Consider the following 25,862-nt stretch of genomic DNA (forward strand, 5'->3'; position numbering starts at 1 on the left):
GACCCCGACCCCGAGAACCCTCGCGGCTCCCGAACCCCCCGCAACCGCCCCGCGAACCGCGCCAGTTCCGCGTACTGCTCCCCGAGCGCCGAAGGTCCGTCGCCCACGGGGTCCTTGAAGTAGAAGCCCAGTTCGCTCAACGGTCCCGAGAGGCCTGTCTCGTGGGCCCGGGCCACCAGGCGGGCCAGGTCCAGGACCAGGGGAGCGGCGAGGGCGGAGTCGCAGCCCTGCCAGGTGGTCTGGAGGATCATGCGCGTACCGAGGAAGCCGTCGAAGGCGATGTGGTCCCAGGCGGTCTTCCAGTCGCCGAGTGCCGGTACATCGTCGATGTGGACCTCGCCCTCGGGGACCGTGCCGAGGGTGTCGGCGAGGACGCGTTCCTTGCCGGCGTTCTTGGCCGCCGCGGCCGCCGGGTCGGCCAGTGCCGCGCCGTCCCCGCCGCCCAGCAGGTTCGTGCCGGACCAGGAGCGGACCGCCAGCGCCCGCTGCGCGAACATCGGGCCGAGGACCGATCGCAGCAGGGTCTGGCCCGTCTTGCCGTCGCGGCCCGCGGAGGGCAGGCCGCACGATGCCGCAACCGAGGCCAGCGCCGGATGGTGCAGCCCCGTCGACGGCGTGAAGTTCACATACGGGCACCCCGCCCGCAGGGCCGCCGCCGCGTAGAGCGAGCTCGGCGGGAGTTCGGTCCCGGTGGGCGCCGGTTCCGTGGAAGCCACGTTCACCACCACTGCACGCGCGAGACCGTGCCGTCGTAGGAAATCCTCCATGTCCGCGGCGAAGGCGGCCACGAGTTCGTCCGTGTCCCGTGTGTCACCGGAGGCGGGGCCGCCGGGCCTGATCTCCCGGTCGGCGGTGGCGAGTTCGGCCGCCACGGCCGTCGGGAGGCCGTGCGGCAGAACGCCTCCGGCGGCCAGGGCCTCCGCGCGTTTGGGCAGGGGGCAGTCCATCGTGTCGTGGCCGCCGAAGACGAGGGACGACATCGGCGGCAGTCCCGAGCCGCAGAAGAGGTCGGTCTCGGTGACCATGCCCGTCGGCGGATGCAGGCCCGCGGTCATGGCCGCGCAGCCCGCGACGACGGTGGTGGCCACGGAGCCGCGCGCTCCGATCAGCCACACGCCCACCCGGGACTCGGAAGAGGACGGTTCGGCGGACATGGTCAGCCTCCTTGTCGTACGCGAACGAAACGGGCCGTGCGCGAAACAAACGACCGTGCGAAAACCGGAATGTGCCGTACCGGAACCTGCCGTACAGGAACCAGAGGAAGGAAAGACGGCGGGCGGGGGTCCGGCGTCCCCCGCCCGCCGTCGCTCAGTCACCCGGCGGAGTCGACCGCGTCGACGCCTTCACGGGCAGTTCCTTGATCCGGATGTCGCGGAAGGACACCTGGTCGTCGGCTCCGTGGTTCTGGATGCCGACATGACCGTCGCGCAGGCTCCGCGCGGGATCGGTGTTGGTGAAATCGTTGATCTTCACGCCGTTGAGCCAGATGCGGAGCCGTTCGCCCTCCACGCGGATCTCGTACGTGTTCCACTCCCCCGGCGGGTTCAGCGCACGGTCGCGCTTCTCGAGGTCGGCGGACTGGAAGCTGTACACGGATCCGGTGGTGCGGTCGGGTGCGTCCGTGGCGTCGATCTGGATCTCGTACCCATTGTCGACCGCCGACCAGGGATCGTCGGAGGCCGGGAAGCCCACGAAGACACCGGAGTTGTCGTCGCCGGAGGCACTCGCCATCTTCCAGTCGAGCTTCAGCGAGTACGAGCCGAAGCCCGAGCCGGCGTACCAGAGCATGCCCAGGCCGCCCGACGACGTCAGAGTGCCGTCGTCGCTCAGACCGAACGAGCCCGGTCCCGCCTGCTTCCACGCGGACAGTGACTCGGCCGTGCCGTCGAAGAGCGGCCGGTAGCCGTTCTCCGGGCGGCAGTCGGCCTCCGCGGAGCCGATCGCCCAGCGCACGCCGCCCAGCAGGTGCTGCCGGAAGGCGGGATCGGCGAACGACTCCTTGGTGTGGCCGCCCCCGGTGTAGAAGGCGCGGCCGCCCTGGTAGTTCTGGCACCAGGCGATCGGATGGTCGCCGTTCATGGTGCCGCCGGTGTACGACGACTCGTCGAGCGAGGCCAGGACGTGGGCCCGGTCCCGGGGATTGGAGCGGTAGTCGTACCACTCGTCCGTACGGTTCCAGGCTTCGCCCAGGTGCGAGGTCGCCGGATGTGCCCGGTCCTCGACGTGGACGGTCGCGGGCTGGATCGCCGGGTGCGACTTGAAGTAGGCGCCGGCGAGGCCGCCGTAGAAGGCCCAGTCGTACTCGGTGTCGGCGGCCGCGTGGATGCCCACGTAACCGCCGCCGCGCTTGATGTAGCCCTCGAAGGCGCTCTGCTGGGCTTCGTTCAGCACGTCTCCGGTGGTGGACAGGAACACGACCGCGTCGTACTTGGCGAGGTTGCGGGAGGTGAAAGCTCTCCCGTCCTCCGTCGCGTCCACCGCGAAGCCGCCCGCGGCACCGAGGTCCTTCACGGCGGCGACCCCTTCGGGGATGGAGTCGTGACGGAACCCGGCGGTCTTGGAGAACACCAGGACCCGGCTCCCCTTGCCACCCTTCGGCTCGGACGCGGTCGGCTCGGGCCCCTTGGACGAGGCCGGCCCCGACACACACCCGATGAGCAGGGCCGCGCCCACAACCGCGGTCACCGTTCTGCCTGTTGCTCGCATGACAGCCCACCCCCTCAGCGGGTCGTGAAGGTGAAGTCGTCCACCTCGTACAGCGTGCTGCTTCCTCGTCCCTTGTAGACGAGGTAGAGCTTGGTCGTCCCGCGCGGTGCCTTCGTCAGGGACGCGCTGATGTCCTGGTAGTTCTCCCAGCCGCCGGTCTTCGGGACCGTCGCGGTGCCGAGGAGAGTTCCCGTGGGCGAGCCCGCGCGGACCTCCAGCTTTCCGCCCCCGCCGGGGGAGCCAACCCGCGCCGTGATCTTCGTGGCGTTGCTCAGGACATACGGCTCGAAGGAGATCCAGTCGCCGTCGCCGATGAAGGCGACGGTCTTGCCGCCGTGCGCGGTGGCACGCGACTGCACCCCGGCTCCCGAGGCCTTACCGAAGTGCTCGGCCTGCCGGTGCGTGGGCTGTACGGCGGCCTGGTCGTGAGTGGTGAGCGCCTCCTGGCCGCCGCCACCGCCGTCGGTGTACTCCGCGTCGAAGACGCCGAATATGTTCGCGTTCTCGTCATGGCCGCCGTCGGCGCTGGTCTGGATCGTGCCGGAGCAGCCGTTCGCCGAGGTCACCGGGTGACCGTGGCTGTCGTGGCCGAGGATGAAGGTGACCTTCACCTTGGCGCAGTCGATGGTGCCGTCCTCCGGGTCCGTCACCCGCACCTTGAAGGGGATTGCGTCACCGAACTTGAACAGTTGCCCGTCACGCGGCAGGTCCAGGGTCACCTTCGGCGCCGTGTTGCCCACGACGACCTGCACGCTCGCGCTGCCGGTGCGGCCGCTGGGGTCCTTGGCCGTGAGCGTCGCTGTGTACGTGCCGTTCTTCTTGTACGTGTGCGTCGGGTTCGCCGAGGTCGACTTGGCGCCGTCGCCGAAGTCCCAGCTGTAGGTGAGGGCGTCACCGTCGGCGTCGCTGGTCCCGGCGGAGGAGAACTTCACCTTCAGCGGTGCCTGGCCCGACGTGCGGTCGGCCGAGGCCTCCGCGACGGGAGAGTGGCCGTCCGTCGCGTTCTCGATCCGGTACAGGCCGGAGTACTCGTCGCCGCCGAACCACGAGATGCCGTAGTCGAGGACGTACAGCGCGCCGTCCGGTCCGAACTCCATGTCCATGATCTGGGTGCCGGTCCACGGGATGTCGTTGATGGACTGCACGGTGCCGTCGGCGTCCGACGAGATCCGCTTGATCCAGCGGCGGCCGAACTCCCCGGCGAAGAAGTCGCCGTCGTACGCCTCGGGGAACTTGACCGGCGAGTCGAGGTCGGGGTCGTAGTGGTAGACCGGGCCGCCCATCGGGGACTCGGAGCCGTCGCCGAACTCCGGTACGGACGGGCCGTCGTACGGAATCCAGGCGGGCTGCGCCGGGGGCAGGTCGGTCAGGCCGGTGTTGTTCGGCGAGGTGTTCTTGGGGGCGGCGCAGTCGAAGGCCGCGCCCGAGGCGCCGGTCGCGAAGTCGTAGTCGACATAGGCGTCGTTGTCGCCCGTGCAGTACGGCCAGCCGAAGTTGCCGGGCTTGGTGATGCGGGCGAACTCGACCTGGCCGGCGGGACCGCGCGTGGCACTGGCGGCACCGGCGTCCGGGCCGTACTCACCCACGTACAGGATCCCCGTCTTCTTGTCGACGCTGAAGCGGAACGGGTTGCGCAGGCCCATCGCGTAGATCTCGGGGCGCGTCTTGTCCGTGCCGGGCGCGAAGAGGTTGCCGTCGGGGATGGCGTACGAGCCGTCGGCGTTCACCTTGACGCGCAGGATCTTGCCGCGCAGGTCGTTGGTGTTGCCGGCGGTGCGCTGGGCGTCGAAGGCCGGGTTGCGGTTGGCGCGCTCGTCGATCGGGGTGTAGCCGTCCGACTGGAACGGGTTGGAGTCGTCACCGGTCGACAGGTAGAGGTTCCCCTGCGCGTCGAAGTCGATGTCGCCGCCGACGTGGCAGCAGATGCCGCGGGTCGCCGGGACGTCGAGGATCTTCTTCTCGCTGGCGTTGTCGAGGGTGCCGTCGGCCTTCAGGACGAAGCGGGAGAGCCGGTTGACGCCGTCGAAGGGCGCGAAGTCGGCCGCGGTGCCCGTCTCGGGGGCGTCGCCCGCCGGGGTGTTCAGCGGCGGGGCGTAGTAGAGGTAGATGAAGCGGTTGTCGGCGAAGCCGGGGTCGACGCCGACACCCTGCAGGCCTTCCTCGTCGTGCGAGTAGACGGCGAGCTTGCCCGCGAGTTTGGTGTTGCCCGCGGCGTCGGTGAGGCGGAGTTCGCCGTCACGCGAGGTGTGCAGGACCGAGCGGTCCGGGAGGACGGCGAGCGACATGGGCTCACCGGTCTCGGGTTCGCCCTTGGCGAGGGTGACCTGCTGGAAGTCCTCGGCCGCGGCGGCCGCCGCGGGTGCGGCAGGCGCGGCGCCCGGGTCGGCGACGGCGGCGCCCGCCTGGGGCGTGGCCAGGCCGAGGGACGCGCCCGCGAGGAGCGCGCCCGTGAGCAGGGCGAGCGTCTTGCGGAATCTGGGGCGTCGTCTGTGACTCTCGGTTCTGTTGGTGCTGGTGGGATCGTTCGCGTGCACGGGTTGCCTCCAGAATGGGGCCAGTTGTACATGCGGGTGCGTTACGCCGGGGTGCGCCGTCACCCCGGAGACTCTGCGAGGGGGTGGCTAGTCGTTGCCGCCGAACGCCGCGTCGAAGGACGCCGTCGGCGGCTCGAAGTCGTATGCCTTGAGCCGGGTGAGTGCCTCGGGTGCGCCCTGGAGCCGGTCCATGCCCGCGTCCTCCCACTCGACGGAGATGGGGCCCGTGTAGTCGATGGAGCGCAGCATCCGGAAGACGTCCTCCCACGGGACGTCGCCGTGCCCGGCCGACACGAAGTCCCAGCCGCGGCGCGGGTCGCCCCACGGCAGGTGTGAGCCGAGGCGTCCGTTGCGTCCGTCGAGGCGCTTGCGCGCTTCCTTGCAGTCGACGTGGTAGATCCGGTCGCGGAAGTCCCACAGGAAGCCGACGGGGTCGAGGTCCTGCCAGACGAAATGCGAGGGGTCGAAGTTCAGGCCGAACGCCGGTCGGTGGTCAACTGCCTCCAGCGCGCGCTGAGTTGTCCAGTAGTCGTACGCGATCTCGCTCGGGTGGACCTCGTGGGCGAACCGCACGCCCTCGTGGTCGAAGACGTCGAGGATGGGGTTCCAGCGCATGGCGAAGTCCTCGTAGCCGCGCTCGATCATCGACTCGGGCGCGGGCGGGAACATCGCGACCAGGTGCCAGATCGCGGACCCGGTGAAGCCGATGACGGTGTCGACGCCGAAGGCGGCCGCGGCTCGTGCGGTGTCGGCGATCTCGGACGCCGCCCGCTGTCGTACGCCTTCCGCCTCGCCGTCGCCCCAGATGCGGGCCGGCAGGATCGCCTGGTGGCGTTCGTCGATGATGGCGTCACACACCGCCTGGCCGACCAGATGGTTGGAGATGGCCCAGCACTTGAGGCCGTACTTGTCGAGCAGCTGGCGGCGGGAGTCGAGGTACGAGGAGTCCGCGAGGGCCTTGTCGACCTCGAAGTGGTCGCCCCAGCAGGCGAGTTCGAGTCCGTCGTAGCCGAAGTCGCGGGCGAGCCGGCAGACCTCCTCCAGGGGCAGGTCGGCCCACTGGCCGGTGAAGAGTGTGAAATTGCGGGGCATGGGTCAGGCCCTCCTCAGACCACCACGGGTGTGTAGACGGAGTTCTTCGCGGCGCTCTCCTCGACCGCCGCGAGCACGCGCTGCACCTGCAGCCCGTCGGCGAACGAGGGCACCGGAGCGCTGCCCTCGGCGATGGCGTTCACCAGGTCCCGGGCCTGGTGGACGAAGGTGTGCTCGTAGCCGAGACCGTGACCGGGCGGCCACCAGGCCTCCAGGTAGGGGTGATCGGGCTCGGTGACGAGGATGCGGCGGAAGCCCGCGTGCGTGCCGGGCTCCGTGCCGTCGTGGTACGAGAGCTCGTTGAGCCGCTCCAGGTCGAAGGCCAACGAACCCTTCTCACCGTTGAGTTCGATGCACAGGGAGTTCTTGCGGCCGGTCGCGTACCGGGTGGCCTCGAAGGAGGCGAGTGCGCCCGAGGTGAACCGGCCGGTGAACAGGGCGGCGTCGTCCACGGTGACCTGGCCGACTCCGTCGGAGGAGACGGCGGACAGTCCGCTGGTCGCTCCGCCGGGCAGCGGCCTTTCCCGTACGAACGTCTCGGTGAGCGCGGACACTCCCACCAGCGACTCCCCCACGAGGTACTGCGCGAGGTCGACGATGTGCGCGCCCAGATCGCCGAGCGCGCCCGAGCCCGCCGTCTCCTTGCGCAGCCGCCAGGTCAGCGGGAACTCCGGGTCCACCAGCCAGTCCTGAAGGTATGTCACCCGTACGTGACGCAGGGCGCCGATGCGGCCCTCGGCGACCATCTTCCGGGCGAGCGAAGTGGCGGGCACCCGGCGGTAGTTGAAGCCGACCATCGCCACCTGGCCGCGCCCGGCGGCGGCTTCGGCGGCCTCGGCCATCGCCTCGGCCTCCTCCACCGTGTTCGCGAGGGGCTTCTCGCACAGCACGTGCTTGCCCGCGGCCAGGGCGGCCAGGGCGATCTCGGCGTGGCTGTCGCCCGGTGTGCAGATGTCGACGAGGTCGACGTCGTCCCGGGCGATCAGCGCCCGCCAGTCGGTCTCGGCGGCCGCCCAGCCGAGCCGGTCGGCCGCCGCCCGGACGGCCTGTCCGTCGCGGCCGCAGACGGCGGCGAGGACGGGTCGGCGTGCCAGGTCGAAGACGCGGCCCACGGTGCGCCAGCCCTGGGAGTGGGCGGCGCCCATGAACGCGTATCCGACCATGCCGACGCCCAGTGACGGCCTCTCGGCCGCCGACCCTCCTTCAGCCTCGTCGGGCTGCTGCGGCTGTCCCATCGGGAAGTCCTCCTCGTCGTCGTGGCGCGGTGGGGGGTGTGCGGGGCGCTCCGCCGGGCGCTCCGCGGGGCGCTCCGCCGGGCGCTCCGCGGGAAATGCGGTCGGGAATCTGCGGGTCCGTCGTGGCTGGTCGCGCAGTTCCCCGCGCCCCTAACGGGGCTGTCACTTGAAGCCGGTGGGCATGTACTGGTCGACGTTCTCCTTGTCGACGACGGCCGAGTAGAGCGTCATGGACGCCGGGATCTCGAACTCGGCGAGGCCGCCGATGCCCTTGCCCTGGCCGAGGGCGCGGGCGAGGTCGATCGCGGAGGCGGCCATGGTCGGCGGGTAGAGGACGGTGGCCTTGAGGACGCCGTCGTCCTTCTTGATGGCCTGGAAGGCGGACAGCGCGCCCGCGCCGCCGACCATCAGGAAGTCGTCGCGTCCGGCCTGGTCGATGGCGCGCAGCGCGCCCACGCCCTGGTCGTCGTCGTGGTTCCACAGGGCGTCGAAGTTCGACTGGGCCTGCAGCAGCTGGGACATCTTGGCCTGCCCCGACTCGACGGTGAAGTCGGCGGACTGCCGGGCGACCTTCTTGATGTTCGGGTAGTTCTTGAGGGCCGCGTCGAAGCCCTGCGTACGCTGCTGGGTGAGCTCCAGGTTGTCGATGCCCGCGAGTTCGATGACCCGGGCGTTCTTCTTGTCCTTGAGCTTCTCGCCGATGTAGTGACCGGCGTTCAGGCCCATGCCGTAGTTGTCGCCGCCGATCCAGCAGCGGTACGCCTGCGGGGTGTTGAAGATCCGGTCGAGGTTGACGACGGGGATGCCGGCGCGCATCGCCTGAAGGCCGATCTGGGTGAGGGCCTTGCCGTCGGCCGGCAGTATCACCAGGACGTCGACCTTCTTGTTGATCAGGGTCTCGATCTGGCCGATCTGCGCGGCGGTGTCGTTGGAGCCCTCGGTGATCTCCAGGGTGACGTCCTTGTACTTCTTCGCCTGGTTCTTGGCGTTGTCGTTGATGGCGTTCAGCCAGCCGTGGTCGGCCTGCGGGCCCGCGAAGCCGATGGTGACCGGCTTGCCGGGCTTGTCGTCGGCGGCGGGCTGGTCGTTCGAGGCCGGCTCGTCGTCGGATTCGTTGCTGGTGCAGCCGGCGAGGAGGGCACCGGCCCCGACGGCGGCGGTGCCGAAGAGCAGTCCTCTGCGGCTCGTGAGCTCTGGCATGGCGGTGAACCCTTTCCTCAAGTCGTGCTTGCGGTACGGCGTTGGACGAGCACGGCGGCGACGATGATCGCGCCCTTGGCGATCTGCTGGACGTCGCTCTGCAGGTTGTTCAGGGCGAAGATGTTGTTGATCGTGGTGAAGATCAGGACACCGAGCACCGAGCCGGTGATGGTGCCGCGTCCCCCGCTGAGCAGCGTGCCGCCGATGATCGCGGCCGCGATGGCGTCGAGTTCGTACAGGTTGCCGTTGGTGCTCTGCCCCGAGCCGGACAGGATGATCAGCAGGAACGCGGCGATGCCGCAGCACAGTCCGGAGAGCAGATACAGGTACAGCCGCTGGCGTCGTACGTCGATGCCGGCGAGCCGGGCCGCCTCCGCGTTGCCGCCGACGGCCACGGTCCGCCGCCCGAAGGTGGTGCGGTTGAGGGCGAGCCAGCCGATGACGGTGACCACCGCGAAGACCATGACAAGGGGCGGGATGCCGAGCACGTAGGAGTCGCGCTTGCCGAGGTCCAGCAACCCGTCGACGGTGACGATCTGCGTGTTCCCGTCGGTGATCTGAAGGGCGAGTCCACGGGCGGAGGCGAGCATGGCGAGCGTGGCGATGAACGGGACCATGCCGCCGTACGCGATGAGGAGGCCGTTCACGAGCCCGCACCCCACGCCGACGATCACCGCCGTGAAGAAGATGCCCGCGAAGCCATACTCCTGGGTGGCGACCGTCGTGGCCCACACCGAGGCCAGTGCCACGATCGCGCCGACGGACAGGTCGATGCCGCCGGACATGATGACGAAGGTCATGCCGACGGTGACGACGCCGATGATCGACGCCTGGGTGAGGACGAGCTGGAGGTTGCGGGTGTCGAGGAACTGGTCGGGCTTGGTGATGCCGCCGATGAGGATCAGGGCGGCGAGCACGCCGAGCAGCGAGAGGGTGCGGACGTCGGTACGGACCGCGAGTGCCCGCCACGGGCTGGGTCCCTGCACCGGCGACATCTTCGGGGTGTCGTCCCGGGGTGGTGATGCGTGCTGCGTCATGACGCCGGAGTTCCTTCCATGACGAGGTCGAGTACGCGGTGTTCGTCGAGCTCCCGGGCGGGCGCCGTGTGCACGACGTGGCCCTCGCGGAGCACCAGGACGCGGTCGGCGAGGCCGAGGACTTCGGGTACTTCGCTGGAGACCAGGAGCACGGCCAGGCCTTCGTCGGCGAGGCGGCGGATGACGGCGTACAACTCGGCGCGGGCGCCTACGTCGACACCGCGGGTGGGCTCGTCGAGCAGCAGCACCCGGCAGCCGCGCAGCAGCCAGCGGGCCAGGACGGCCTTCTGCTGGTTGCCGCCGGAGAGCGTGCGGATCAGTGCGGACGGGTTGTCGGGGCGCAGCGACAGCTCGCGCGTCGCCTTGTGCGCCGCGTCCCGTTCGGCGCTCCGGTCGAGCCAGCCTCCGTACGAGAAGCGGGACATGGAGGACACCGACACGTTCCGCGTGACGGACTCCAGCATCAGCAGGGCCTGCGCCTTGCGTTCCTCGGGGGCGAGCCCGAGTCCGGCGCGGACGGCGGCGCGTACGCTGCCCGGCTTCAACCGCGCGCCGCTGACGAGGACTTGCCCGGCGCTCGGCTTGCGCGCGCCGTAGATGGTCTCCAGGATCTCCGAGCGGCCGGAACCGACGAGTCCCGCGAGACCGACGATCTCGCCGGGGCGCAAGGTGAGGTCCAAGGGTGCGAACTCGCCGTCGCGGGCGAGGCCTTTGACCTCAAGGACAGGGTCGGGAAGCGCTTGGTCCCGCGGCGGCCGGTCCGGGAAGGCGTACTCGACGTTGCGCCCCGTCATCAGCGAGACCACCTCGCTCGTCGGCGTCGACTTCGCGGGCAGCCCGCCCGCCACCGCGCGCCCGTCCTTGAGCACGGTCACGCGGTCGCCGATGCGGCGGATCTCCTCCAGGCGGTGCGAGATGTAGACGACGGCGACGCCGTCGGCGGTGAGGTCGCCGACGATGCGGAAGAGGTTGTCGACCTCGTCGGGGTCGAGGGCGGCGGACGGCTCGTCCATGACGATGAGGCGCACGTCGTGGGAGAGCGCCCGGGCCATGGACACGATCTGCTGGTGGGCGGCGGACAAGTCGCCGACGAGTCGCGCCGGATCGATCTCCGGGTGCCCAAGTCGCTTGAGCAGTGCGGATGTTGAGGCGCGCCCGTCCTTGCCTCGTACGACGAAACCGGCGGCCGTCGGTTCATGGCCCAGGTAGACGTTCTCGGCCACCGACAGGCCCTCCACCAGGTCGAGTTCCTGGTAGATGGTGGCGATGCCGAGGCGCATGGCGGCGATGGGCGAGCGGAGGGTGACAGGTGTGCCGCGCCAGGTGATGGTGCCCTCGTCCGGCTGGTGGGCGCCGGCCAGGACCTTGATGAGGGTGGACTTTCCGGCGCCGTTCTGGCCTAGCAGGCAGTGCACCTCGCCGCTCTGGACGTCGAGGTCGACGCCGTCGAGTGCGCGGACACCGGGGAACGACTTGGTGATGCCGGACATGGTGAGCAGCGGTGGTTCTGGTGCCATGACGGTTCCCCTTGGCGGGCGTGCGGCCGGTTTCAGGGCAGGGCGGGGCAGGGCGCGGCGCGTCCTGCGGGATGGTGCGGCTCTTACGCGTGGTGCGAGATGGTGCGGCTCTTACGCGTCGTGAAAGGTGGTGCGGCTCTTACGCGTCGTGCGAGGTGGTGCGGCTCTTACGTGTCGTGCGGGTACTGCGCGTACTGCGGTACGTGCGGATCACGCGGCTCATGCCGGTGAGAACAGGTGGTCGCTGATGAGCCGGGCCGCGCCGATGACTCCGGCGGTGGGGCCCAACTCACCCAGAACGATCGGGAGATTGCCGGTCGCCAGCGGCAGCGACTGGCGGTAGACCTGGGTGCGGATCGCGGCGAGCAGGGTGTGGCCGAGGCCGGTCACTCCGCCGCCGATCACCACCAGGCCCGGGTTGAAGAAGCTGACCAGGCCGGCGATGACCTGGCCGGTGCGGTTGCCGCCCTCGCGGATCAGGTCGAGGGCCGTGGCGTCGCCCGCGACGGCCGCGGCGGCGACGTCGACGGCGCTGAGGCTGCCGTTCGTCTCCAGGCGGGTCGCGAGTTCGGCCGACAGCCCCTGCTGGGCTGCCTCCGTGGCGTCGCGGGCGAGCGCGGCGCCGCTGAAGTGGGCTTCCAGGCAGCCCCGGTTGCCGCAGGCGCACTGGCGGCCGTCGGGTACCGCGAGGATGTGGCCGATGTCGCCGGCGCTGCCCGTCGTACCGCGGTAGACCTCACCGCCGACGACGATGCCGCAGCCGATGCCGGTACCGATCTTGACGCAGAGGAAGTCGCCCACGGTGCGTGCGACGCCCGCGTGCTGCTCCCCCATCGCCATCAGGTTCACGTCGTTGTCGACCATGACGGGGCAGCCGAGGTCCTGACTCAGCGCCTCGCGCACCGGGAAGCCGTCCCAGCCCGGCATGATCGGCGGGGCGACGGGGACGCCCTCGGGGAAGCGGACGGGGCCGGGCACTCCGATGCCGGCGCCGTCGAAGCCTTCCGCGAGCCCCGAGGCCTTCAACTTCGCTGCCATGGACAGGACTTGCTCGAAGACCGCGACCGGGCCCTCGCGTACGTCCATGGGCTGGTTGATGTGTCCCAGTACCTCCAACTCGGCGTTGGTGACGGCCACGTCTATCGACGTCGCGCCGATGTCCACGCCCAGGAAGCGCAGGGCGGGCGCGAGCCGGATGTTGTGGGAGCGGCGGCCACCGCGCGAGGCGGCGAGTCCGTCGGCCACCACGAGCCCCGTCTCCAGGAGCCGTTCGACCTCCACCGCCAGCTTGGACCGCGAGAGGTCGACCCGATCGCCCAGCTGGGCCCGGGAGTTGGGGCCGTCATCACGCAACAGCCGGAGCAGCCGCGCCTGGTGGGCGTTCGCGGGTCGCGCCGTCATACGTCTCACGAGCCCCTCCCCGCCTCATCGGCACCGCTTCGTCTGGCTTTCGAGGGGAACGTAGCAGTGGCTGCCGAAGCTGGGAAGAAGTTGCGCACGAATTGATGATGACTTCTTCCACTCAGAGGACAAAGGGAGTTGGGGTGCTGGCTCTCTGCGGCCCGGCGCAGCAGGATGGGCACGGTGTCCGGGCTGCCGTGGTCCGCGACCATAGATGGGGGAAATTCATGATTTTGGTGACGGGTGCCACCGGGAACGTAGGTGCCGGAGTGGTACGCGCGGTGGCCGCCGCGGGTGAGCCGGTGCGTGCGCTGAGCCGTGCGGGCGCGGCGGACGGGCTGCCACAGGGCGCCGAGGCCGTGGCCGGCGACCTGAACCACCCGGAGACGGTGCGGGACGCGCTCGACGGTGTGCGCGCCCTGTTCCTGATGCCGGGGTTCGAGGGTCAGCGGACGATCCTCGCCGACGCGCGGGCGGCGGGTGTCGAGCGGGTCGTGATGCTCTCGGGCAAGTCGGCGGAGCTCGAAGGCGACCACGCCGACAACGCGGTCACCAGCTATATGCGGGCGGCGGAGGACGCGGTGCGCGCGTCCGGGCTCGCCTGGACCTTCCTGCGGCCGGTCAGCTTCATGGCCAACGCGCTGTCTCTCGCGGACCAGATCCGCAAGGGGGACGAGGTGCGCGTGCCGTTTCCGGGAGTCCGTACGGCGGACATCGACCCGTACGACATCGCCCAGGTGGCAGCCCGCGCTCTTCTCTCACCCTCGTCCGAACACGAGGGCCGCGCCTACATCCTGACGGGGCCTCAGTCCCTGCTGCCCGCCGACCGGGTCGCCGTCCTCGGCGAGGTCCTGGGCCGTGACCTGCGTACCGTCGGGCTCACAGACGAGGAGGCGCGTGCGGCGCTGGGGGCCGCCTTCCCGGCTCCCTACGCCGCCGCGTTCCTCCGCTTCTTCGCCGACGGGATCCTGGACGAGTCGCAGGTCGTGCCGACGGTCGAGGAGGTGACGGGACGACCGCCGCGTACGTTCCGGGAGTGGGCGCGGGAGCACGCGGACGCGTTCTGACGCCGGGCCGTCACCTCGTTACCTCGGAGGTAATCGACGCTCGCGGGATGCCCGGCCAGGCTGATGGCGTATTGCCCGATGGCGTACTGCCTGCCGGCGTACGGCCCGTCGGCGTACTGCCTCATGCCGTCCCATCCCGAGAGGTCCCGCCATGCCCGAGAAGCCGGCCCCGGCCCCCGAGGAACTGCTTGCCGCCCTGCCGTTCGGCGCCCGGCTCGGCATCCGCCTGGAGGCGGCCGGGCCGGATCGCGTCGCGGGCACGCTGCCGTGGTCGCCGGACCTGTGCACGGCGGGCGGTGTCCTGCACGGTGGGGCGCTGATGACGCTCGCCGACACGGCGGGCGCGGTGTGCGCGTTCCTCAACCTGCCGCCGGACGCGGCCACGTCGACCGTCGAGTCCAAGACCAACTTCTTCCGCGCGGTCCGCTCCGGCCATGCCCGCGCCGAGTCCCGCCCACTGCATGTGGGCCGCTCGTTCGTCGTCGTACAGACGGATCTGTACGACGCCGACGGGCGGCGGGTGGGGCAGACGACACAGACCCAGGCGGTTCAGGCCGTACAGGCGGTACAGGCCGTACGGGGAAGCTGAGGCGAGCACCGTACCCGAAACGGCGCTATGCGCCCTGCCGCGCGTGGTACGTCCTGCGTGTGTGCTCCGTGTGGGCGCGCATGATCTCCGTCGCGCGCTGCTCGTCGCGGGACGCGATCGCGGCGATCAGGTCGCGGTGTTCGATCCAGGACTGCCGGCCGCGCTGGCGGGCGACCGGTGTGTAGTACCAGCGGACGCGGCGGTCGACCTGGCCTGCGAGTTCGGCGAGGACCGCGTTGCCCGCCAGTTCCATGACCTTCGCGTGGAAGCGGGCGTTCATCGCGACCGCGCCGTCCACGTCGTCGGCGGCGACCGCCCGCTCGCCCTCGGCGCACAGCTCCTCCAGGACGCTGATGCCGGCGCTGCCCGCGTTGGCCGCGGCGAGCCGGGCGGCCTCGGCCTCCAGGAGCGTACGGACCGTGAGGAGCTGGTCCGCCTCCTCCTCGGTCGGCTCGTGCACGAACGCGCCCTGCGCGGGCCGCAGATCGACCCAGCCCTCGGTGTTCAGCCGCTGCAAGGCCTCGCGCACGGGCTGCCGGGAGACCCCGAGGTGCCCGGCGAGTTCGCTCTCGACCAGGTGCTGTCCGGGCTGGAGGGCGCGCGTCGTGATGAGTTCGAGCAGCGCCTCGTAGACGCGGTCGCGCAGCGGCCCCGGCCGTTCGAGTTTGGGTACCGCCCCCTGCGGCAGTCCTGTCGACAACATCGCGGTCCCCCTCCTGGGCAACGGCAGCGCAGCAGCCGGAAAGCCAGTATCAATTGTCTTTCGTCTACAGTCTACGGCGCTGGGCGGCCAGGGCGAGGGGGAGTCGGTCTCGTCACACCACGTCGTACCCGCACGTCACGGGCAGCGGACCACCTGCCCGGCGTACGACAGATTGCCGCCGAAGCCGAACAGCAGCACCGGGTCGCCCGCGGAGATCTCGCCGCGTTCGACGAGCTTCGAGAAGGCGAGCGGGATGCTCGCCGCGGAGGTGTTGCCGGACTCGGCGACATCGCGCGCGACGACGGCGTTCACGGCGCCGATCTTCTCGGCGAGCGGCTCGATGATCCGCAGGTTCGCCTGGTGCAGGACGACCGCGGCGAGGTCCTCGGGGTCCAGGCCCGCACGCTCGCACGCCTTGCGCGCGATGGGCGGGAGCTGGGTGGTGGCCCACCGGTAGACGCTCTGGCCCTCCTGCGCGAACCGCGAAGGGGTGCCCTCGATCCGTACGGCATGACCCATCTCGGGCACGGAACCCCACAGGACAGGGCCGATGCCGACCTCCTCGGCGGCCTCGACCACCGCGGCTCCCGCCCCGTCCCCGACGAGCACGCAGGTCGTACGGTCCGTCCAGTCGGCCACGTCGGACATCTTGTCGGCGCCGATGACGAGCACCCGGGTCGCGCCACCGGCGCGTACGGCGTGGTCGGCGGTGGCCAGCGCGTGCGTGAAGCCCGCGCAGACGACGTTGAGGTCCATGGTGGCCGCCGACGGAATGCCGAGGCGGGCGGCGACGCGGGCGGCCATGTTCGGCGAACGGTCGACCGCGGTGGAGGTGGCCACCAGGACGAGGTCGATGTCGCCGGGTACGAGACCGGCCGCCGCGAGGGCCTTGGCGGCGGCGTGCGCGGCCAGCTCGTCGACCGGTTCGTCGGGCCCGGCGATGTGGCGTGTACGGATGCCCACCCGGCTCCTGATCCACTCGTCGCTGGTGTCGACCAAGCCCGCCAGGTCCTCGTTGGTGAGTACCTTGGCGGGCTGGTAATGGCCGACTGCGGCGATGCGTGAGCCGATCATGGGCGGTCCCCCTCGTTGCCTGGGTGTAGGACCCACCAGTCTGATCAGGTACTCACGGGTACGAGGACAGGTGAAGCCACAGGAAAGCGGCGTCAGCCTTGTCGGCTTCTGTTGAACGCTCGGACACCCGAGCACTTACCCGGTGAACAGCTGCGTCGCCTTCTGCACCAGCTCGTACAGACCGTAGGCGAGCGGCGCCCCCACCCACACCCAGGAGAAGGCGATCAGCCCCCGGCGGCCGGGCGGAGTGCCAGGGCTAGGCGGACTGCTTTCGCTCGTGGACATCGGCGGCCTCCCTCGGGGCGGGGATGTGGTGGCGGGCATGGACGGGACGTACGAGTTCGTTGGCGACGAAGCCGATGACCAGCAGCCCGATCATGATGATCAGGGACGTTCCGTACAGGGACTCGCCGGACTTGCCCGCCTCCTCCTGCCGGTCCGCGATCCAGTTGACGATCAGCGGTCCGAGGACTCCGGCGGTCGACCAGGCGGTGAGCAGCCGCCCGTGGATCGCGCCGACCTGGTAGGTCCCGAAGAGGTCCTTCAGATACGCGGGGATGGTCGCGAAGCCGCCCCCGTAGAAGGAGAGGATCACCAGCGCGCAGATGATGAACAGCGGCTTCGAGGAGTCCCCGACCCAGGCGATGAGCGCGTACATCAGCGCGCCCGCACCCAGGTAGAGGCGGTAGATGTTCTTGCGTCCGACCAGGTCGGACGTCGACGACCAGACGATACGGCCCGCCATGTTGGCCGCCGAGAGCAGTGCGACGAACCCGGCCGCCGCCGACGCCGACACGGGTGTCGAGGTGTCCGCGAAGAAGTCCGTGATCATCGGGGCGGCCTTCTCCAGGATGCCGATGCCCGCGGTCACGTTCATGCAGAGGATGATCCACAGGCACCAGAACTGCGGGGTGCGTACGGCGTTGCGGGCCGAGACCTGGACGCCCTCGTAGGCGCTCGGTCCGGAGGCGACCGGCTTCTCGGTGCGCGGCACGCGGACCAGCAGAACGCCGAGCAACATGAACACGGCGTACGTCAGCCCGTGCACGAGGAACGCCAGCGCGATACCCGAGCTGTCGGAGCCGAACGACTCCAGCATCTGCGCGGACCAGGGCGAGGCGATCAGCGCTCCGCCGCCGAAGCCCATGATGGCGATGCCGGTGGCCATGCCGGGCCTGTCCGGGAACCACTTGATGAGCGTCGAGACGGGTGAGATGTAGCCGATGCCGAGGCCGATGCCGCCGACGAAGCCGTAGCCGAGGACGATCAGCCAGTACTGCTCGGTGGCGGCCCCGAGTGCGGAGAGCAGGAAGCCGGAGGAGAAGCAGCACAGGGCCACGGTCATCGCCCAGCGCGGCCCGTTGCGCTCGACGAGCGTGCCGCCGAACGCGGCGGACAACCCGAGCATCACGATGCCGAGTTGGAAGGGCAGCGCGCTCTGCGTGCCGCTGAGGTCGAGCGCGGACTCCAGGGGCGGCTTGAACACGGACCAGGCGTAGGCCTGGCCGATGGAGAGGTGGACCGACAGGGCCGCGGGTGGGACTAGCCAGCGGCTCCAGCCGGGTGGCGCTATGGGTGGACTCATGATCCCGAACGATAGGAATCTGTCGCCGAGTTGGGAAGTCGGCCCGCCGAACGCGTCGACCGTATGCGATGAACGGTATCCCGGACGCGACGAACGGTCGTCGGGGGCCGACGGGCGGCATCCGTGGCGCTTTTGGCGCACCCCGTCCCGGACTTCGGCACTTCGGCAAGTCCGCTCGACCACCGTCATGTCACGTCTTCGCGGAGGGTCCTCTGCACGGCGCCACGCGAACGTCCTCCCTGGCACGATTCTTTCGGTTCTTGTGGGGGATTCAGGTGTCTGCTGTTCACTTCATTGACACGAGTCATCGCCGGCCGTAGCTTCCGCTGCGTACCCGTGGCATCTGACGGCACATCAATCAGTCCTGAGACAGGGCACGTTCAAGGGTCGAACGCCGACTGCCGTTGATGACACGTGTACACGCGGCCCCACAACGACGTGCCCGTGTACCGAAGGAGTGACGGCTCATGTCCGACACCGTGTCCCGGCGATCGGCCCTGCGTCTGCTGGGCGGTTCGATCGCGGTCGCAGCCGCGGCCACCTCAACCGGATTCACCACCTCCTCGCCCACCACCGCGCACGAGAGAGCCGAACCGAGCGCGGGCCCGCGCGTGGAAGGCCTGATCGCCAAGCTCACGCTCGACGAGAAGATCTCGCTGCTGCACGGCGCCACCGACCCGGATTCGCTCGGCCAGGCCGGATACATCCCCGGCGTGGAGCGCCTCGCCATCCCCCCGCTCCGCCTCGCCGACGGCCCCGCCGGAGTCCGTATCACCCGGAACGCCACGGCCCTGCCCGCCCCCGTCCTGCTCGCCTCCGCCTTCGATCCCGAACTGGCCCGCCGCTACGGCCAGGTCATCGGCCGCGAGGGCCGCGCCCTCGGCCAGGACGTACTGCTCTCACCGATGGTCAACGTCATCCGCACCCCGTACGCGGGCCGCAACTTCGAGACCTTCAGCGAGGACCCGCTGCTCTCCGCCGACCTGGTGGCCCAGGAAATCAAGGGCATCCAGGGCGAGGGCCTCATCGCGACGGTCAAGCACTATGCGATGAACAACCAGGAGAAGGACCGCATGACCATAGACGTGCGGGTCGACGAGCAGACGATGAACGAGGTCGAACTGCGCGGCTTCGAGTCCGCCGTCCGCGCCGGCACGGGCGCGTTCATGGGTGCCTACAACAAGGTCAAGGGCACCTACGCCTGCGAGAACCAGGAACTCCTCACCGACATCCTGCGCGACCGCTGGGGCTTCGAGGGCTGGGTGATGTCCGACTGGTACGCCACCCACAGCACCGTCGCCGCGATCACCGCCGGCCTCGACATGGAGATGCCGGACGGCAAGTACCTGGGCAAGGCCCTGAAGACGGCAGTCGAGAACGGCAGTGTCTCCGAGGAGTACCTCGACCGCGCCGTACGTCGCACCCTCGCGGTGATGGACGGCTTCGGGCTGCTCGACGGCAGCGCCCCGCCCCGTCCGGACCGCGACCCGGCGGCGGGCGCGGCGGTCGCCCTGGAGGTCGCCAAGGCCGGAGCCACGCTGCTGCGCAACGAGAACCGCACGCTGCCCCTGACCGGTCCCGCAGCCCGCAGTATCGCCGTCGTCGGACCCACCGGCTCCGTCCCGTTCGTCAGCGGCGGCGGCAGCGCCCATGTCATTCCGGACCGGGCCGACAGTCCGCTCGACACCATCAAGTCCCGCGCGGGGCACGGCGCCCGGGTGTCGTACGCACTGGGCGAGGACCTCTTCGGCAAGGCCATCCCGAAGGGCGCGCTCTCGCCCGGCCTCGACCCCGAGGGGCAGCGGGTCGCCGCCGGGAAAACCTGGACGTACGAGGGAACGCTCACCGCCGAGGACGCCGACGAGTGGACCTTCGTCATCCACTACTCGGGCACTACGCGCCCCAAGGTCGTCCTCGACGAGGAGGAACTCTTCCCGGTGCTGCCCGACTTCGGCGAGTACTTCACGGGCGGCCTCGTGTCGGCGGCACCCGACGGGCTCGCCGTGCGACGTAAGACAGTCGACCTTGCGAAAGGCCCGCACAAGGTGGAGATCACCGCGCAGGGCGGCGACGAGGGGCAGGTGTTCCGGCTGCGGCGTGTCACCGGCGCGACCCGTGCCCAGGACGTCGCCCAGGCTGTGCGCGTGGCGCGCGCCGCCCGCAGTGTGGTGCTGTTCGCGTACGAGGACGCCACCGAGGGCCAGGACCGCACGACCGTCGCGCTGCCCGGTCACCAGGTGGGTCTCATCGAGGCGGTGACGGCCGCGAATCCCCGTACCACCGTCGTCCTCAACACCTCGTCCTCGACGTCGATGCCCTGGCTGGAGCGCACCGCCGCGGTGCTGCAGATGTACTACCCGGGCCAGGAAGGCGCGGCCGCCACCGCCGCCGTCCTGTTCGGCGACTGCGACCCCGGCGGCCGTCTCACCCAGTCCTTCCCGGCGGACGACGATCACCACCCCGTCGCCGGCGACCCGCGCCGCTACCCGGGCGTGAACGGCACCCAGGAGTACTCGGAGGGCGTCCATGTCGGCTACCGCTGGTACGACGCCCAGGGCGTGCGTCCGCTGTTCCCCTTCGGGCACGGCCTCTCGTACACCACCTTCTCCTACGACGACCTACGCGTACGCGGATCAGGGCAGGGACTGGAGGTGACCTTCACCGTGCGCAACACCGGTTGGCGCGACGGCATCGACATCCCACAGGTATATGTGGGCCCCTCGCCGGAACTCCAACTCGACCAGGCGGTAAGGGTGTTGGCGGGCTATCGGCGACTCGGCCTACGGGCGGGGGAAAGGCGCCGGGTCACCGTGCGCGTCGACAAGCGCGCTCTCTCCTCGTGGGACGCCGAGCGGGACGACTGGGTGCTGGGCACCGGCCGGCGCACCGTGTGGGTCGGGGCCTCGGCGGGCGATCTGCGCCTGCGTACCGCCGTGGAGGTGCACGCGTGATGCGCCGTCTCGCCATCGTGCTGATCGCACTGGCCACCACCCTCCTCACCGCTACGTCCGCGTCCACAGCGGCGGTACCTGCCTCGGCCGCTCAGGCCCCGCCCCTCATCCGGACCGAGCAGGGCTGGGTCCGCGGTGAAACCACCGCCGAGGGGCGGCAGTTCCTCGGCATCCCCTACGCGCAGCCGCCCGTCGGCGGCCTCCGCTGGCAGGACCCACGGCCGGTGGAGCCGTGGCACGGCGTGCGTAGTGCGAGCGACTTCGGCAACCGCTGTGTGCAGACCAAGAGTTGGGACCCCGGCTACGAGAAGCCCAGCCACACCGAGGACTGCCTCGACCTCAACGTGTACGTCCCCGAAGGCGCCGGACGACGTCCGGTCATGGTCTGGCTGCACGGCGGCGGGCTCACCGCGGGAGCGGGCGAGGACATCGTGCCCGACACCTTCGCGCGGCAGACGGGCACGGTCGTGGTGACCGTCAACTACCGCCTGGGCGCGATGGGTTTCCTCTCCACTGCCGGACTCGACCGCGAGGCGCACGACGGTGTCTCGGGCAACTTCGGCATGCTCGACCAGCAGGCGGCCCTGCGCTGGGTACGCGCCAACATCGGCCGCTTCGGCGGCGATCCGGGCCGCGTCACCATCGCGGGCGAATCCGCGGGCGGCCGCTCCGTCTGCACCCAGATGGCTTCGCCGGGATCCCGTGGCCTGTACCGCGCGGGAATCGTCCAGAGCGGGGCGTATGCGGACTGCGCGGCCCGCACGCGCAAGGAGGCAGTGGCTCAAGGCACGGCCTTCATGGAGAAGCTGGGATGTACGAGCGTCACCTGTCTGCGCGGCAAGTCCGCCGAGGAAGTCCTCGCCGCCCAGGCCGGCTTCCCCTGGGGACCCGTGGTGGGCGGCGACTTCCTTCCCGTGCAGCCCTCCGAGGCATTTACGAAGGGGGCGGCCGCCCGCGTCCCCGTACTCAACGGAGCGAACCAGGACGAGGGGCGGATGTTCGCCTTCGCTCAGTTCGACGCGAACGGGACGCCGCTCACAGCCGAGCGGTATCCCGAGGCGGTACGGGCCGCGTTCGGTGCGAAGCAGGGCGAGCGGGTACTGCGGCGCTACCCGCTGTCGGACTACGCGTCGCCGACCCTCGCGTACGCCACCGCCTACGGGGACTATCTGATGGCCTGCCCGGCGCTCCGGCTCGACGACGTGCTCGCGGCCCGCGGCCCGGTCTACGCGTACGAGTTCGCCGACCGCACCTCACCGCCCTTCGCCTCCCTGCGGAACCTCGGCACGGACTTCGACTTCGGCGCGACCCACGTGAACGAGGTGCAGTACCTCTTCAAGCACTTCGGTCTGGAGTCCCCGCTGAACGCCGAACAGCGAGTGCTCTCGCGGCAGATGGTCCAGTACTGGGGGTCGTTCATCCGGAACGGTGTGCCACGTGCCGACGGGCAGCCGACGATGCCGGACGGGCAGGAGAGGGTGCTCTCCCTGCGAACCCCTTCCCAGGGCGGGAACAGCCAGAGCACGACCGTCCACCGTGAGCACCAGTGCGGCCTTTGGGAGCCTCAGCCGTCCGTGTAGTCCCAAGTGGGTACATCGGCGCCGTCGTCATGGTCAACATGTGCGACGGCGTCGACCTGTGCGCGACGTCCGTCGACGCCCTCGTGCTGCGCGAACCCTTGCTGCCCTAACTTCCATACTGTAGACAATATTCCGTCGACAGATTTCGACACCACAGTCACCTCCGCGGTATCCCTCGACCGAACGGAGACCCTCAAGTGAAAGTGGCAGTTCTCGGCGCCGGTGCGATCGGCGCCTACGTCGGCGCCGCGCTGCATCGCGCGGGCGCCGATGTGCATCTCATCGCCCGTGGACCGCATCTGGCGGCCATGAGGCAGTACGGAGTGCAAGTGCTCAGCCCACGCGGCGACTTCACCGCACGGGCCCACGTCACCGACGACCCGGCCGAGGTCGGCCCGGCCGACTTCGTCTTCCTTGGTCTGAAGGCCAACTCGTACGCGGCGTGCGGGCCGCTGATCGAGCCTCTCCTGCACGACACGACGGCGGTGGTCGCCGCTCAGAACGGCATCCCCTGGTGGTACTTCCACCGGCACGGCGGCCCGCACGACGGCCACCGTGTGGAGAGCGTGGACCCGGACGGCGCGGTCAGTGCGGTGCTCGCGCCCGAACGGGCCGTCGGGTGCGTGGTCTATGCCGCAACCGAGCTGGCGGGACCGGGAGTCGTACGCCATCTCGAAGGCACCCGGTTCTCCATCGGCGAGCCCGACCGCTCGGTCTCGGCGCGTTGCACCGCGTTCAGCGAGGCCATGCGGGCCGGCGGGCTCAAGTGCCCGATCGAGCCTGACCTGCGCAACGACGTCTGGCTCAAACTGCTCGGCAACATCTCCTTCAACCCCATCAGCGCCCTGGCCCGAGCGACCATGCGGCAGATGTGCCTGCACGGCGGCACCCGCAAGGTCATCGAGATCATGATGACCGAGACCCTGGCGGTCGCCCGGGCGCTGGGCTGCGAGGTCGGTGTCTCCATCGAACGGCGGCTGGCCGGCGCGGAACGCGTCGGCGACCACCGCACCTCGACGCTTCAGGACCTGGAGCGCGGCAAGCCGCTCGAACTCGACGTACTCCTCGCCGCCGTCGTCGAGTTGGCGGAGATCACCGGCGTCGAGGTGCCCACACTCCGCACCGTCCACGCCATCTCGGACCTGCTCGCATTGAGGACCGCCGCATGAGCCGTACCAGCAGTAGCCGTACCAGCAAACGCGACCGAACTCCCAAGACGTACACCCGACTTACTCATCCACTCGTCCGCGACTCACGCGACGAGCCCTTCCGGCAGGCGACCTGGGACGAGGCGCTGGACCGCGCCGCCCGGGGACTCTCCACGGCGCGCGGCGCGTTCGGCATGTTCTCCTGCGCCCGCGCGACCAACGAAATGAACTATGTGGCGCAGAAGTTCGCGCGCGTCGTCATGGGCACCAACAACGTCGACTCCTGTAACCGCACCTGCCACGCCCCGAGCGTCGCGGGCCTCTCGGCCGCGTTCGGCTCGGGCGGCGGGACGTCATCATACGGGGAGGTCGAACACACCGACCTCATCGTGATGTGGGGCTCCAACGCCCGTTTCGCGCACCCGATCTTCTTCCAGCACGTGCTCAAGGGGATCAGGAACGGCGCCCGTATGTACGCCGTCGATCCGCGCCGCACGTCCACGGCCGAGTGGGCGGAGAGCTGGCTCGGCCTGAACGTCGGCACGGACATCCCGATGGCGCACGCGATCGGCCGCGAGATCATCCACGCCGGCCTTGCGAACGATGCCTTCATCGAGCGGGCGACGACCGGCTTCGATGAGTACAAGCAGCTCGTCGAGCCCTGGACGCTGTCGCTCGCCGAGAAGGTGACGGGCGTACCGGCCGCCGCAATCCGGGAGTTGGCGCACGCGTACGCCCGCGCCGAGCGCGCCCAGCTGTGCTGGACGCTCGGCATCACCGAGCACCACAACGGCACGGACAACGTACGCGCGCTCATCAACCTGTCCCTGCTGACGGGCCATGTGGGGCGCTTCGGCTCGGGGTTGCAGCCGCTGCGCGGCCAGAACAACGTGCAGGGCGGCGGCGACATGGGCGCCATCCCGAACCGGCTGCCCGGCTTCCAGGACATCCTCGATCCCGACACGCGCCTGAAGTTCGAGTCGGCCTGGGACACCGTCATTCAGCCGCACTACGGGCTGAACCTGACGGAGATGTTCGAGGCCATGGAGGAGGGCACGCTCAAGGCCGTCTACTGCATCGGGGAGAACCCGGCGCAGTCGGAGGCCGACAGCGAGCAGGCGGTACGGCGGCTGCGGGCCCTGGACTTCCTCGTCGTCCAGGACATCTTCCTGACGAAGACCGCCGAGCTGGCCGATGTGGTGCTGCCCGCGACCGCCGGCTGGGCCGAGACGGACGGCACAACCACCAACAGTGAGCGGCGGGTTCAGCGCGTCCGGGCGGCCGTCACTCCGCCCGGCGAGGCCCGCGAGGACATCGACATCATCTGCGAGCTGGCCGCCCGGCTCGGCCACGAGTGGAAGTACACGGACTCCGAGGCTGTATGGAACGAGCTGCGGTCGGTGTCGCCGGACCACTACGGGATGACGTACGAGCGCCTGGAGGAGCATCAGGGCATCCAGTGGCCGTGCCCGGACACGGAACGGCTCGAACCGACGTACCTGCACGGCCGGTTGTGGGACGCGGATCCCGTTCGTCGCGGCCGTCTCGCGCCCTTCGGGCTCGTCCAGCACGATCCGCCGGTCGACCTGACGGACGAGGAGTACCCGATCCGTCTCACCACCGGGCGACGGCTCGACTCGTACAACACCGGTGTGCAGAGCGGCGGTTTCGCTTCACCGCTGCGGCGCGGGGAGTACGTCGAGCTGTGTCCGGAGGACGCGGAGCGCTACGGCGTCGTGGTGGGCGAGGAGGTCCAGGTGTCGTCCCGGCGCGGTGCTGTGGTGGCACCGGTCTGGGTCGATCCGGCGCTGCGGCCCGGACTCGCGTTCATGACCATGCATTTTCCCGACGAGGTGGACACCAACCAGCTGACGATCGAGGCGAACTGCCCGATCGCGGGGACGGCGGAGTTCAAGGCGTCGGCGATCCGGATCGAGAAGCTTCCGGTTGCGACTCAGGTGAGGTGATCTGGTGGATCTGCACTTCGGTGACAGCAAGCCCACGGACGAGGAACGAGCTGCGGTCGACGCGCTGCTCGGGCCTCCGGAGACGTCGTGGGAGGGCGCGGACCGGTCCGACGCCGACCTGAGGTGGGCACGTGGGGGCCGTGCGGCGCGGGATCGTCGTGACCTGCTGTTGCCGGGGCTGCACGCGATCAACGATCGCGTCGGGTGGATCAGTGAGGGTGCCCTTGACTACCTGTGCCGTCGGCTGACGGTGCCGCCGGCGGAGGCGTACGGGGTCGCCACGTTCTATGCCATGTTCTCGGTGAAGCCGCGGCCTGCGACGGTGCTGCACGTGTGCACCGATCTCGCTTGCGCGGGTGCGGGGGCGGCGGAGCTGTGCGCCGGGGTCGAGGCGCGGCTGGGGCTCGGGAGCGGGGTGTCGGTCGAGCGGAGCCCTTGCCTCGGGTTGTGCGAGCGGGCGCCGGCGGCGTTGGTGG

At 70.1% G+C, this 25,862-nt stretch carries 20 protein-coding genes; 7 read left to right on the top strand and 13 right to left on the bottom strand.

The features are described 5' to 3' along the window. From G5C60_RS34775 to G5C60_RS34815, 9 genes are all read right to left on the bottom strand, one after another. Positions 1 to 1,154 (bottom strand): inositol-3-phosphate synthase (locus tag G5C60_RS34775; RefSeq protein ID WP_165265270.1); only part of this gene is annotated, 1,154 nt, incomplete at its 3' end. A 154-nt stretch (positions 1,155 to 1,308) separates the two neighbouring features. After that, positions 1,309 to 2,706, bottom strand: coding sequence for a ThuA domain-containing protein (locus G5C60_RS34780; RefSeq protein WP_165265272.1), 1,398 nt, complete (start codon positions 2,704 to 2,706; stop codon positions 1,309 to 1,311). A gap of 14 nt (positions 2,707 to 2,720) precedes the next feature. Continuing rightward, a complete protein-coding gene (locus G5C60_RS34785; RefSeq protein ID WP_165265274.1) occupies positions 2,721 to 5,240 on the bottom strand; it encodes a PQQ-dependent sugar dehydrogenase in 2,520 nt (839 codons plus the stop codon). A gap of 87 nt (positions 5,241 to 5,327) precedes the next feature. Continuing rightward, a complete protein-coding gene (locus tag G5C60_RS34790; protein ID WP_165265276.1) occupies positions 5,328 to 6,332 on the bottom strand; it encodes a sugar phosphate isomerase/epimerase family protein in 1,005 nt (334 codons plus the stop codon). A 14-nt stretch (positions 6,333 to 6,346) separates the two neighbouring features. Then, a complete protein-coding gene (locus G5C60_RS34795; protein WP_165265278.1) occupies positions 6,347 to 7,567 on the bottom strand; it encodes a Gfo/Idh/MocA family protein in 1,221 nt (406 codons plus the stop codon). A 162-nt stretch (positions 7,568 to 7,729) separates the two neighbouring features. Next, entirely contained in the window at positions 7,730 to 8,767 is a 1,038-nt protein-coding gene (locus G5C60_RS34800) for a substrate-binding domain-containing protein (RefSeq protein ID WP_165265280.1), read from the bottom strand. A 17-nt stretch (positions 8,768 to 8,784) separates the two neighbouring features. Continuing rightward, positions 8,785 to 9,804 carry an ABC transporter permease gene (locus G5C60_RS34805; RefSeq protein ID WP_165265282.1) on the bottom strand — a complete coding sequence of 340 codons (1,020 nt, stop codon included), beginning with the start codon at positions 9,802 to 9,804 and terminating at the stop codon, positions 8,785 to 8,787. Next, positions 9,801 to 11,321, bottom strand: a complete 1,521-nt coding sequence (locus tag G5C60_RS34810) for a sugar ABC transporter ATP-binding protein (protein WP_165265284.1) — start codon at positions 11,319 to 11,321, stop codon at positions 9,801 to 9,803. Before G5C60_RS34810 ends, G5C60_RS34805 begins: the two co-directional genes overlap by 4 nt. Before the next feature lie 219 nt (positions 11,322 to 11,540). After that, positions 11,541 to 12,722 (bottom strand): ROK family transcriptional regulator, encoded by a 1,182-nt coding sequence (locus tag G5C60_RS34815; RefSeq protein ID WP_165265306.1) that lies wholly within the window; start codon positions 12,720 to 12,722, stop codon positions 11,541 to 11,543. A 227-nt stretch (positions 12,723 to 12,949) separates the two neighbouring features. Here G5C60_RS34815 and G5C60_RS34820 point away from each other — a divergent pair, with 227 nt between their 5' ends. After that, the gene (locus tag G5C60_RS34820) at positions 12,950 to 13,789 is read left to right on the top strand and encodes an NAD(P)H-binding protein (RefSeq protein ID WP_165265286.1); all 840 of its coding nucleotides are present in this window, start codon (positions 12,950 to 12,952) and stop codon (positions 13,787 to 13,789) included. A 151-nt stretch (positions 13,790 to 13,940) separates the two neighbouring features. Further along, positions 13,941 to 14,378, top strand: coding sequence for a PaaI family thioesterase (locus G5C60_RS34825; RefSeq protein WP_165265288.1), 438 nt, complete (start codon positions 13,941 to 13,943; stop codon positions 14,376 to 14,378). Between the two features lie 25 nt (positions 14,379 to 14,403). Here the strand turns inward: G5C60_RS34825 and G5C60_RS34830 are convergent, their stop codons facing one another. From G5C60_RS34830 to G5C60_RS34845, 4 genes are all read right to left on the bottom strand, one after another. Next, positions 14,404 to 15,081 (bottom strand): GntR family transcriptional regulator, encoded by a 678-nt coding sequence (locus G5C60_RS34830; protein WP_165265290.1) that lies wholly within the window; start codon positions 15,079 to 15,081, stop codon positions 14,404 to 14,406. Positions 15,082 to 15,216: 135 nt separating this feature from the next. Further along, on the bottom strand, positions 15,217 to 16,155 hold the full coding sequence (locus tag G5C60_RS34835; protein ID WP_165265292.1) for a beta-ketoacyl-ACP synthase III: 939 nt from the start codon (positions 16,153 to 16,155) through the stop codon (positions 15,217 to 15,219). 135 nt (positions 16,156 to 16,290) lie between these two features. Next, a complete protein-coding gene (locus G5C60_RS34840) occupies positions 16,291 to 16,440 on the bottom strand; it encodes an MFS transporter small subunit (RefSeq protein WP_165265294.1) in 150 nt (49 codons plus the stop codon). Then, a complete protein-coding gene (locus tag G5C60_RS34845) occupies positions 16,412 to 17,740 on the bottom strand; it encodes an OFA family MFS transporter (protein ID WP_165265296.1) in 1,329 nt (442 codons plus the stop codon). Before G5C60_RS34845 ends, G5C60_RS34840 begins: the two co-directional genes overlap by 29 nt. A gap of 467 nt (positions 17,741 to 18,207) precedes the next feature. On the opposite strand from G5C60_RS34845, the gene G5C60_RS34850 reads away from it, so the two are divergent. The 5 genes from G5C60_RS34850 to G5C60_RS34870 form a co-directional block, all read left to right on the top strand. Further along, complete coding sequence (locus tag G5C60_RS34850; RefSeq protein WP_165265298.1) at positions 18,208 to 20,691, top strand: beta-glucosidase family protein; 2,484 nt, start codon at positions 18,208 to 18,210, stop codon at positions 20,689 to 20,691. Beyond that, a complete protein-coding gene (locus G5C60_RS34855) occupies positions 20,691 to 22,271 on the top strand; it encodes a carboxylesterase/lipase family protein (protein ID WP_165265300.1) in 1,581 nt (526 codons plus the stop codon). Before G5C60_RS34850 ends, G5C60_RS34855 begins: the two co-directional genes overlap by 1 nt. A 197-nt stretch (positions 22,272 to 22,468) precedes the next feature. After that, positions 22,469 to 23,440: a 2-dehydropantoate 2-reductase gene (locus tag G5C60_RS34860; RefSeq protein ID WP_165265302.1), complete on the top strand. Its 972-nt coding sequence runs from the start codon at positions 22,469 to 22,471 to the stop codon at positions 23,438 to 23,440. Further along, positions 23,437 to 25,386: a molybdopterin oxidoreductase family protein gene (locus G5C60_RS34865; protein WP_165265304.1), complete on the top strand. Its 1,950-nt coding sequence runs from the start codon at positions 23,437 to 23,439 to the stop codon at positions 25,384 to 25,386. Before G5C60_RS34860 ends, G5C60_RS34865 begins: the two co-directional genes overlap by 4 nt. 4 nt (positions 25,387 to 25,390) lie before the next feature. Then, positions 25,391 to 25,862, top strand: a 472-nt coding sequence (locus G5C60_RS34870; protein ID WP_338146021.1) for an NADH-quinone oxidoreductase subunit NuoE family protein, incomplete at its 3' end; no start/stop codon positions are given.

Origin of the sequence: Streptomyces scabichelini (assembly GCF_011045015.1) — a bacterium.
Taxonomy (GTDB): domain Bacteria; phylum Actinomycetota; class Actinomycetes; order Streptomycetales; family Streptomycetaceae; genus Streptomyces; species Streptomyces scabichelini.